Annotated in this window: 1 protein-coding gene; it reads right to left on the reverse strand. The window is 74.4% G+C overall.

Features of this window, described 5'->3' with window-relative positions; all coding sequences use genetic code 11:
* On the reverse strand, window positions 1-4074 hold a 4074-nt coding region (locus tag ABZU52_RS32005; protein ID WP_354974651.1), incomplete at both ends, for an SDR family NAD(P)-dependent oxidoreductase.

The raw sequence follows: 4074 nt of genomic DNA on the forward strand, positions 1-4074 counted from the left end.
CAGCTCCACACCCATGCCGGTCCACTGCGAACCCTGACCCGGGAAGACGAAGGTCACCCGACCGTCACCGGCGCGGACCGGCAGGTCCTCCCCCACCACCCATCGCCACGGCAACGCCGCCCGCCCCACCGCCAACGTGAACGCCACATCCACCGACCGCAGCGGCGAACCGCCCGACCCAAGACCGGACGCCGACCCCGACCCAACACCGGACACCGACCGCAACCCCGACACCGCCGCGACCTGCGCCTCCAACGCCTCCCGCGACGCCGCCGACACCACCCACGGCACCTCCGGACCCGCCTCCACCGCCAGAGCCGCCTCATCCATCGGAACCGGGAGCGACGACGCGACCGGCCCCACCGGCTCGACCGGCCCCACCGGCTCGACCGGCTCCACCGGCTCGACCGGCTCGACCGGCTCGACCGCTTCCACGATCACGTGCGCGTTCGTGCCGCTCATCCCGAACGCCGACACACCCGCCCGCCGCGCACCACCCACCCACGGCACCTCATCGGTCACCAACCGCACCGCACCCGCCGACCAGTCCACCGCCGACGACGGCCGATCCACATGCAACGACCGCGGCACCACACCATGCCGCATCGCCAAGACCACCTTCATCACACCGGCCACACCCGCCGCCGCCTGCGTATGACCCACATTCGACTTCACCGACCCCAACCACAACGGCCGAACCCGACCCCGCCCATACGCCGAGATCACGGCCCGCGCCTCGATCGGATCCCCCAACCGCGTCCCGGTCCCGTGCGCCTCCACCACATCCACATCCGCCGGCACGAGGTGCGCGTCGGCCAGCGCCGCCGCGATCACCCGCTCCTGCGCCGGACCACTTGGCGCCGTCAAACCATTCGACGCACCGTCCTGATTCACCGCCGAACCCCGCACCACGGCGAGGACCGGATGACCGTTACGCCGCGCGTCCGACAGCCGCTCCACCACCAACCAACCCACACCCTCCGACCAACCCGTACCGTCCGCCGCCTCCGCGAACGACTTACACCGCCCATCCGCGGCCAAGCCCCCCTGCCGGCTGAACTCCACGAACAGGCTGGGCATGGACATGACGGTGACGCCGCCGGCGAGGGCCAGGTCGCACTCGCCCTGCCGCAACGCCCGACTCGCCAGGTGCAGCGCCACAAGCGACGACGAACACGCCGTGTCGACAGTGACCGCCGGCCCCTCCAACCCCAGCACGTACGCGACCCGCCCGGTCGCCACACTCCCGGCACTACCACTGCCCAGATAGCCCTCGAACTCCTCGGGGATCTCGTGCAGGCGGGCGGCGTAGTCGTGGTGCATGATCCCGGCGAAGACCCCGGTCCGGCTGCCGCGCAGCGACCTCGGGTCGATGCCGGCCCGCTCGAACGCCTCCCACGACGTCTCCAGCAGTAGTCGCTGCTGCGGGTCCATCGCTGTCGCCTCGCGCGGGCTGATCCCGAAGAATCCCGCGTCGAAGTCGGCGACGCCGTCCAGGAAGCCGCCCTGGCGTACCAGACTGCGGTCCACGGCGTCCTGGTCCCAGCCCCGGTCGGTGGGGAACGGGCCGAGCACCTCGCCACCGTCGGCAAGCAGTCGCCACAGGTCCTCCGGCGAGCTGATCCCGCCCGGGTACCGGCAGGCCATGGCGACGATCGCGATCGGCTCGGTGCTGGACGGCCGCGCCGCCACGGCGCGGGTGGGTTCCGGTGCGCCGGTGAGACGGGACCGGAGGTGGGCGGCGAGCGCGGCCGGGCTCGGGTGGTCGAAGACGGCGGTGACCGGCAGGCGTACACCGGTGGCGGTGGCCAGCCGGTTGCGCAACTCCACGGCGGTCAGCGAGTCGAAGCCCAACTCCTTGAACGCCCGGTCGGCGTCCACCGGGGTGTCCCGACGCAGCACGGCGCCGACGTGCCGACGGATGACGTCCAGCAGGAGGCGCGCGCCGTCCTCGGAGGGCAGCCGCCGCAGGCGGGCGGCGAGGCCGGGGTCGGTGGCGGGCGCGGCGGCGGTCCGCCGGGGGCGGGTGGGCGCGAGGGCGCGCAGCAGGGCGGGCGGGTCGTCGCGGAAGGCGGCGGGCGTCAGGTGTACGGGCACCAGCGCGGCGTCCTCGACGCCGATCGCCGCGTCGAACAGGGTCAGCCCTTCGGCAGTGGTCAACGGCGCCAGACCGGATCGGCGCAGCCGGGTCAGGTCGTCGTCGGTGAGGTGGCCGGTGAGGCCGCTCGGCTCCGCCCAGAGTCCCCAGGCCAACGAGGTGGCCGGCAGGCCGGTGGCGCGACGGTGGCGGGCGAGGGCGTCGAGGAACGCGTTTGCCGCGGCGTAGTTCGACTGACCGGGGCTGCCCAGGACACCGGCGGTGGAGGAGAACAGCACGAACGCGGTGAGGTTGAGGTCGCGGGTCAGCTCGTGCAGGTGCCAGGCGGCGTCGATCTTCGGTCGGGCGACCCGGTGGAGGCGGTCGGGGGTCATCGCCTCGACCAGCCCGTCGTCGACCGTCCCGGCGGCGTGCACCACGGCGCTGAGCGCCCGGTCGGCCGGGATGGTGGCGAGCAGCGCCCGCAGGGCCGTACGGTCGGCCACGTCGCAGGCCGCGACCGTGACCTCGGCGTCCAGGCCGGTCAGGTCGTCGGGCACCGCGCCACCGGTGCGCGAGACCAGCAGCAGGTGCCGGACGTCGTGCCCGGTCACCAGGTGCCGGGCCAAGCGACGGCCCAGGGTGCCGGTGCCACCGGTGATCAGCACCGTGCCGGCCCCGATCGGCGGTGGCGTGCCGGTGTCCGCCGATCGGAGCAGGCGCGGCGCGTGCCAGGTGTCGTCGCGCATCGCGAGTTCGGGTTCGTCCGGCGGGACGGTCGCCGGCAGCGGCGCGCCGGCCGGGAGGTCGAGCAGGACGAACCGGCCGGGATGTTCCCGTTGGGCCGAGCGGACCAGACCCCACACCGGTGCGGCGGCCAGGTCGGTGAGCGGGCCAGGGCCGGCGGCTCCGCGTGTGACGACGACCAGGCGGCTGCCCTCGGGGTGGTCGTCGGCGAGCCAACGCTGGATGCCGTCGAGTGCCTGCCGGGTCGCGGCGGCGGCCCGCTCGGGTAGCGGTACGCCGCTGTCGCCCTCGGCGATGGAGAGGTACCCGGAAGCGGGTGCGGCCCTGACCGGTGCGGTGAGTTCCGGCCAGGCGACCCGGAACAGGTGGTTGCTGCCGGCGGCGGGCCGGAACTCGCGGGTGACCAGGGCGTCGACCGAGAGCACGGGTGCGCCGGTGCCGTCGGTGGCGAGCACTGACACCGACTCGTCGGGGTGCACTGTGGCGCGTACCCGCAGGGTGTCCGCTCCGGTGGCGTGCAGCCGTACACCGTTCCAGCTGAACGGCAGCCGGCCGGGAGCGGCGGTGTCCGGGGTCAGGGCGACGGCGTGCAGGGCGGCGTCGAGCAGCGCGGGGTGGATCCCGAAGTGGTGGGCGTCGAGCCCGTCCGGGAGGGTCACCTCGGCGAGGGTCTCGTCGCCGTGCCGCCACACCGCCCGCAATCCCTGGAAGGCGGGCCCGTAGTGGAAGCCGGCGGCTGCCGCCCGCTCGTAGAGGCCGCCGAGCGGCACCGGGGTCGCGTCGGCGGGTGGCCAGGGGGCGTCGTCGGGCGGCGGCGGGGGTGCGTCGTCAGGCAGGAGGGTGCCGGACGCGTGCCGGGTCCAGTCGTCGCCGGTGCGGGAGTGCACCGACACGCTGCGCCGGCCGTCGTCGTCGGGGCGGCCGACGATCATCTGCACCGTCGCCGGTGGACGCAGCGGGGCGTGCAGGGTCACCTCCTCGACCCGCCCACCGGCGCGCAACACCATCTCCAGCAACCCGGTGCCGGGCACGAGGGTGGCACCGTCGACGGCGTGGTCGGCCAGCCAGTCGCCGCTCACCTGGCCCGTGAAAAGCGTGCCCTGCGCCCCGTCGACGGGTTCACCGAGCCAGCCCGCGCCGGTCAGCCAGAACCGACGCCGTTGGAACGGGTAGGTCGGCAGGATCACCCGGCGGGCGTCGCGGCCGGCGAACACCGCCGGCCAGTCGACGTGCGCGCCGCGCGCCCAGGC

The organism is Micromonospora sp. NPDC005220 (genome assembly GCF_040607895.1).
GTDB lineage: Bacteria > Actinomycetota > Actinomycetes > Mycobacteriales > Micromonosporaceae > Micromonospora.